Origin of the sequence: uncultured Gulosibacter sp. (assembly GCF_963509965.1) — a bacterium.
In the GTDB taxonomy this organism is placed as follows: Bacteria; Actinomycetota; Actinomycetes; order Actinomycetales; family Microbacteriaceae; genus Gulosibacter.
In genome coordinates, this window is record NZ_CAUPDE010000004.1 from 123128 (window position 1) to 130103 (window position 6976).

5 protein-coding genes are annotated in these 6976 nt (G+C 60.5%); 4 read left to right on the plus strand and 1 reads right to left on the minus strand.

From position 1 onward, the window contains the following. Window positions 1-24 precede the first annotated feature (24 nt). A complete protein-coding gene (locus RQ865_RS04745) occupies window positions 25-1977 on the minus strand; it encodes a DUF5979 domain-containing protein (RefSeq protein ID WP_311477973.1) in 1953 nt (650 codons plus the stop codon). A 335-nt stretch (window positions 1978-2312) separates the two neighbouring features. Between RQ865_RS04745 and RQ865_RS04750 the strand changes: the two genes are divergently transcribed. From RQ865_RS04750 to RQ865_RS04765, 4 genes are all read left to right on the plus strand, one after another. Next, a complete protein-coding gene (locus RQ865_RS04750) occupies window positions 2313-3296 on the plus strand; it encodes an ankyrin repeat domain-containing protein (protein ID WP_311477974.1) in 984 nt (327 codons plus the stop codon). 1027 nt (window positions 3297-4323) lie between these two features. Next, complete coding sequence (locus RQ865_RS04755; protein ID WP_311477975.1) at window positions 4324-4773, plus strand: DUF2871 domain-containing protein; 450 nt, start codon at window positions 4324-4326, stop codon at window positions 4771-4773. After that, complete coding sequence (locus RQ865_RS04760) at window positions 4770-6419, plus strand: DHA2 family efflux MFS transporter permease subunit (protein ID WP_311477976.1); 1650 nt, start codon at window positions 4770-4772, stop codon at window positions 6417-6419. Before RQ865_RS04755 ends, RQ865_RS04760 begins: the two co-directional genes overlap by 4 nt. Window positions 6420-6434: 15 nt before the next feature. Beyond that, window positions 6435-6914, plus strand: coding sequence for a DUF3817 domain-containing protein (locus tag RQ865_RS04765; protein WP_311477977.1), 480 nt, complete (start codon window positions 6435-6437; stop codon window positions 6912-6914). The last annotated feature ends 62 nt before the right edge of the window (window positions 6915-6976 follow it).

A 6976-nucleotide genomic window follows, 5' to 3' on the forward strand; every position in this document is an offset into this window, starting at 1 on the left:
GAGGGCAACTTCATTTGCGCTGAGTTATGAGCTCAGGCGTTTGCGGGTAATGATCAGTGCTGCGGTACCAATGGTGGTCAGCAGCAGTGCTGCGCCGACGATCGGGCCCATGTTCTGCGCCCCCGTACTCGGAAGCGCAGGGGTTTGATCCGTAGGCTGGCTCGGATTTGCCGACTCGACCGGCTTCTCCGGCACCGGGGTCGGTTCAGAGGTGGGTTCAGGCGTCGGCTCGGGCGTGGGGTCAGGCGTCGGCTCCGGCGTGGGTATCGGTGTGGGCTCTTCTGTCACGGTGGTCGGGTTGTCAAGTTCGACTTCCACCGTTTTACGACCCTCAATCGTTACCGTCACTTCAGTGCCCGACTCGGCACCTGCTGTAAACCGCGGCTCGCCATAGCTGACCTTCTTTGAGTCGTTAACCTCAACATCGGCAGGCTTCTTTTCGGTCAGGGTGACCTTAGTTCCAGCGGGCACGTCTTCAGGCAGACGCACAGCTTCACCGTTTTTCACGGTGAGGGTGCCGGTGATCTCTTCGCCGTTCAGCGTGTAGGAGTATCCGATTTTGTACTCGGTGTCTTCGGGAAGGAGCCCCGCCCCTTCACCGCTCACCGATTTGGCGACTGAGAGATTGCCCTTCTGCAGCTCAGCCTTATTGACGAGGTTGAGTTTGACCGGTTCGTGCGTTTTCGGCGTGACGGTGTAGCCCCCGTCGTCGTTCTTCGAAACACCGTTGCCGGTGATTTCGTAGTCGCCCCATTCGATGCCTTCGATTTCTGGGAGGTTCACTTCGGTGATGGTGAACTCGGTGCCGATCTTGTAGCGCTTTGAATTGAGGCGGTTTTCTTCTCCGGCCGCGAACGTGAGCGTGTCTTCTTCACCGTCAGCGGTGTACTTGACGGTGTATTTGGTGTCGGCGGGAACCTTGTCTGCACCGCTACCCTCAACCGACTTGGCGATTGAGAACCTGGTGTATTCCTTACCAGAGCCGGTGCCGCCACCGATTGCGGTCCACGTGAAGTCGGCTTCGACTGTTTTCTTGTTGACAGTTGCTTTGTTCTTGTAGACGTCGCCGTCGAAGGTCTTGCCGTCGATCTTTGTCCAGTAGAGCACCCGGTACTGCACACGTTTATCGGTAGGAATGTTCTTCACCGTTGTGGTAAATGATGTTTTCCCTTCGGCTGCGTCTGTGGTGACGTTTGCTGGGTCAAGCGGTGCCCAATCTTCTCCTGCAACGAAGCTGTCGTCGGGGTTGACGTTGCGGAACTCGACTTCGATCGGGTACTCGTTGAGCTTGTGCCGCTCACTCGAAGTGTCATGGACGATCTCGTCGGTGATCGTCACCGTACCGTTTTCTGCGGAGGTCGACGGGAACGAGACACCCCAGGCAATCAGGTCTTGCGAGACATTGGTTCTCGTGCTGTATTTGGCCGGCTCGTCGGAACCGTAACCGGGTGCGACTTTCCCGATTCCGCCGGTACCGGGAACTTTGACCTTGACGGTCTTCATGTTGATAATGAACTCAACTTCGTTCTTGTCGGTCGGCTGATCGAGGGTTGCGTAAAACCACAGTTTTCCGCCGACCTCTTCTTTGTCGTTGACGAAGTCGGTGAGGGTGCAAGTTGCCACTGGCTTGGGGTCGTTTGATACCACACAGTTGGCAACTGCTGCCCCTGTTTTTTCGTCGGATACGGTGAACTTTCCGTCGGCGTAGCGCGCGAACTCTTCCGGCAGGGTCATGCCGAAAGTTTGGCCGGCCTTTGCGCCGTTGGGCACATTCCAGTTTGCGTTTACCGTTACCTCGTCGTCGACGCGCGCCTGGGAGCCCTCGTCACGCGACTTGGCTTCCACGGTCACGTCGTGAACTGCGTCGGGGTAGGTGAAAGTTGGCGTGGCCATCGCTGGGGCGACCCCAACCAGATACGACGCCGCCAAGATCAATGTCAAAAGCAAGCCACCGAGCCAGCTTTTTTTAATTGTCATATGTTTGTCCTTGCTCAGGTGATGAACCGCCCGTGGCTGGATTGAGCGGTGAGTCCAGCAGCTAAGGACGGCGACATGGGCTACCGGCAACAACTACTCACCGTTGCGCAGGTGCTCATCTGCTGCCGCTCACCAGGGTACCGCGTTTTATGAGTGGGAATTACCAGACGGCTGGAAAGTGGTTCAGGTCATAAAGCGGACCGCGTAGCCCTTATGCCGGGGAGGTCGGAGCCTAGTGACGGTGAAGGCGGCTCACCCCCTGTTTGTTCGATACGGCGTCTTCTTGTTCAATGCACCGCCGATCCCTTTGGTGGCGATGCTGCTAGCATCAGCGAATGGCTCGCAAGCGTAAAACCCTCCCGGCGAATTTCACTGAGATCCTCGAAAGCGGCGACCTCGATGCGATGAAAGCCGTCTACGATACGTGCCTGCTGGAGGCAACCACCGGATATTACAAGCGCACAGCGCTGGCGTTGGTTGAATCCCCGCCAGAGTTGGTGCGGTGGCTGGTCGAGCAGGGTCTTGACATTGATGTTCAAGACCGCTTCGGCTACACGCCGCTCACGGCCGCCGCGAGCGACTGGGACACTCCACGTATGCGGCTTTTGCTCGAGCTCGGCGCCAACCCCAATCCTGAGAGCAGGTACCTACCGCTCATGATCGCGGCACGCGAGTGCCGTGTCGAAGCCGTGCGTTTGCTTCTCGAGCACGGCGCCAACATCCACGCCCTCGAATGGCCACACGACTACACCGCAGCAGACCTGGCCGTGGCTCAGGCCTACGAAAGCTACAAGCTACCTTCCGTCTTGGAGACCCTGTCCTTCCTGCTCGACGCGGGCGCGCACCTGACCGACGAAGGCCGCCGTTTCGTCGCGAAGTTCGGTAAGGAACATGCCCAGACCGCACGGTCGAGGAAGGTAAGCAGCGACGGGAGCCGAGCCATCGACGCCGCTATGGCGGAACTGTATCGGCTCTCCGGGGTGCCGCCGGTGCAACTAATCGAACCGCACGATGGAACCAGCCGCATCGATGTCCCCGACCTTCCGGTGCGGAAACAGTTCTCGTGGCTGTGGGATTACCTAGTGCCCATGGGCGGGCCCGCGAAGACCGTGCAGGGTGAAGTGGTGCGCATCGCGGGAAGGATCGGCGGCGAACTATTCAATAACGGCGGGGCAAACTGGGACGACGACTATCGGGCTATGTGCGACACCTGGTTGAACATCGTCGGAACCCACGCTGCGGCCATCGCGACGTTGAGGCGGGGGCTCATGGACAAGGATGCGGTCAGGCTATCGAGGCGGCGTCAGTGCAGTACGTGATCGAGCACCCTGAACCGGTGCCGAACAGCGGTGAGCTACCCTACGGGCGATAACCCGGCGCAGAGGAAGCCCTACTTCTTGCGTAGGTTTTCCAACGGCCCGCGTTCGTGTGATGGGCGCCAGTCGGGAGGATGTGCCAGAGATTTGATAGAGCCCGTTCCCCGAATCCGAAACATCGATATAGGCGCGGCCCCGCCACCGGATCCAGCGCCGGCGATGAGGACTTATCGCACATTGAAGAGCTGTTTTTCTGCCGGTTTGCCGAATACGGTGACTGGCGCGAAGTAGTCGGTGACATCGGCCTGTAGGAGCAGCTCAGGGAGGCCGTCTCCCGTTACGTCTGCGAGGGCGCACGAGTAGGAACCTGACGGCGTGTAAGGGTCGGGATGGTTGAACTTGTAGGCCGTCGGGTCGTCGAAAAGCCCGCGCAGATCATCGGCAATCCGCTAAATCGTTCGATGCAATTCGGTTCGCTCAGCTTCTTTCGCTGGCGGCACTATCTGGTCTTTTCTCCTGCGCTAGAGCCATCTCGAGCAACCTGTTCCCGGTTGGCTAAACGCTATTAGCAGCCACCGAGACTAGTGCTACCCCATGCCGAACTTCAACCAAATCACGCCAACAGCGTGCATTCAACAACTCAGCACCACGAGATGTTTCGCATCGTGAATAGTGACTCAGCGTGACGAAATCCGGCTGAGAGAACGGCTGCTCATGGCTCGCGAAGCATCTGTGCGATTCGCAGTTACGCACCCGGGCCTGAGCATGCCTAGGACTCCGGCGAAGTATTCGACCCGCGTGCGTACAGCAACCCCACTCACATCAACCGAACGGTTGAGTTTGAGTTCAACAGAGTTCGCGATGCCATAAACCGAGCCAGCTGATGAGGTAGAGACAAGATCACCCATCTCGGTGTGGCGGCGCTCGCGCCCAACAGGCTCAGCGCATCCACCCGACACGGTCGGCCCCCTCACGCCGACGCGACCCCTCGGTTCGCCGCATCACGAACCCGTTTGAAAGGACCCAAACCATGAAGAAAATCTTCAACGCAGCATTCCTTTACCTCATTCTGGGGCTCGGTGCGGGTGTGTTCTACCGCGAGTTCACGAAACTCAACGACTTCCCCGCCGGGCAGTTCACGCAGCTCGGCGTGGCTCACACCCACCTGCTGACGCTCGGGTTCCTGGTGCTTCTGGTGGTGCTGGTAATCGATAAAGTGTTCGTCATCTCGCGCAGCCGCCGGCTATTCGGTTGGTTCTTCTGGCTCTACAACGTCGGTGTCGTGATCACCTCGGCCATGCTGATCTGGCACGGCAGCCTCACAGTGCTGGGCCAAGAGTCGAACGCCATGTTTGCCGGCATCGCGGGCCTGGGCCACATCGCCATCTCGGCAGCGCTCGTTATCTTCTCGATCGCGCTCGGTCGTGCCGTCAACGAAAGCGCTGCCACCCGCAGCAAATCAGAATCGGTGCAATCATGACCGCCACCCACAGCGCACAAATCACTGCTCCCACACGTCGGGATTGGCTCGGCCTCGCCGCACTCGCGGTGGGGCTCGGCCTCATTGTGCTCGACGGCACCATCGTCGGTGTCGCCCTCCCCACCATCATCAGCGACTTGGGCCTCAACCTCACCGACGCGCAGTGGGTGAACAGTCTCTACGCCGTGCTGCTGGCAGCCTTGCTGCTGTCGACCGGCAACCTCGCCGACCGCTGGGGCCGCAAACGATTGTTTCTTGTCGGCCTGGTGGTGTTTGTTGCCGGAAGTCTGCTCGCTGCTGCTGCAGCAAGCGCGGGAATGCTGATCGCAGCGCGTGCCGTGCAGGCGGTGGGTGCGGCCTGCATCATGCCGTCAACACTCTCTACCGTGAACGCCGTATTCCGAGGCAAATACCGGGCTGCCGCATTCGGTGTGTGGGGTGCCGTAATCTCGGGCGCGGCCGCAGTTGGCCCGCTCGCTGGCGGTGCACTCACACAGTGGACCACCTGGCACTGGATATTCCTCGTCAACCTTCCCATCGGCGCACTGGTGCTCATTACGGCGCTATTCACCGTGCCCGAAACCCGCGGCGAAAAGCTGCGCCCCGGAGTTGACGTCGACGGCGCGCTGCTGAGCGCAATCGGCTTCGGAGCCCTAGTGTTCGCGGTTATTGAAGGGCCAGATCTGGGTTGGTGGACACCGCAGAACGAGCTCAGCATCTTCGGTTGGGTGTGGCCGAAGGGCGCACCAATCTCGATCGTGCCGGTAGCGTTCGCGGTGGCCACGGTTGCGCTCATCCTGTTTGTGGTGTGGGAACGACACCGCGAGAAAGTGCATCGCGCCGCACTACTCGACCTCGGACTGTTTTCGTACTCAACGTTCTCTTGGGGCAACCTCACCGCCGCAATGGTCGCTATCGGCGAGTTCGCGATCGTGTTCGTGCTCCCCCTCTATCTCATTAATGCGCTCGGCCTGAGCGTGATGGGTGCCGGGCTGGTGCTCGCCGCCATGGCGTTCGGTGCGTTTCTTGCCGGTGCCTCAGCTCGCCACCTCGCCGCAAAGTTCGGTTCGCCCGGCACCGTGCTGATCGGTCTCGGTCTTGAAGTTGCCGGTGCGTTAACCCTCGCATTCTTCGTCGGCCCAACAACCTCCGGATGGTTTGTTGCCCTACCACTGGTGGTGTATGGGCTCGGGCTCGGGCTCGCATCGGCACAGCTGACGGGAACGGTGCTGCAGGATATTCCGGTTGAGATCTCTGGCCAAGGCTCGGCCACGCAAAGCACCGTGCGCCAGGTGGGGTCGGCCCTGGGTACCGCCTTCGCCGGTGCCACACTGTCGATGTCGCTCGCGCTCACCCTGCCGTCGGCTCTCAGCGATGCTGGTTTCACCGGCCCCGCGGCTGACTCACTGGCAGAATCAACCCGCCTATCGGCCGGCACGACACTGCTGCAGCTGCGAGCCCAGGGCCCGCACAGCAGCCTCGGCGCTCACACCGATGCCGCGGTACAGGCGCTCACCAATGGGTTTGCGGATGCGACCCGCTGGGCGATTGTGATCGCCACCGGATTCCTCGCGCTCGGTTTTTTCGGTGCGATCAAATTGCGTCGCGCATCGGCAATAACCCCCTCTTCGCCGGCAACCAAATAGAGAGATACCCATCACATGGTCACCACCTCACCAACCAAGTCGATCAGCCCCCGCACGCTTTTTCGCAGCTTCGCAATCGCCGAGGTATTCACCTGGGCGGGCCTCATCGCCGCGCTCATTCTGCGCGCACTCGACGTCACGAATATCGTGCCGATTGCCGGCGGCATCCACGGATTCGTGTTCCTCAGCTATGCGACCTCGACAGTGTTCGTGTGGGCAAACCAGAAATGGCCCGCCCGACTCGGCATCACCGGCGTGCTGCTCGCGATCGTGCCGTTCGCCACGGTGCCGTTTGAAATGTACGTCGACCGCAGGGGCATGCTTGAAGGCGGCTGGCGTTTGGCGCCGGGCGGGGAAGCGCCGCGCGGCTTCATCGAACACGTGCAGGCGTGGGTGCTGCGCAATGTGTGGCTCGCGGTGCTGCTGCTGGTGGCGTTCGTGGCGGCGCTATTTGCCGCGCTGCTGTGGCTTGGCCCGCCGGTGCCGCGCGGCTAGGTTCACACTGGGTCGCCCCCTTCATTCGGTCCGGACGTTCTGTGAGTCGTCGGTTTCGATTT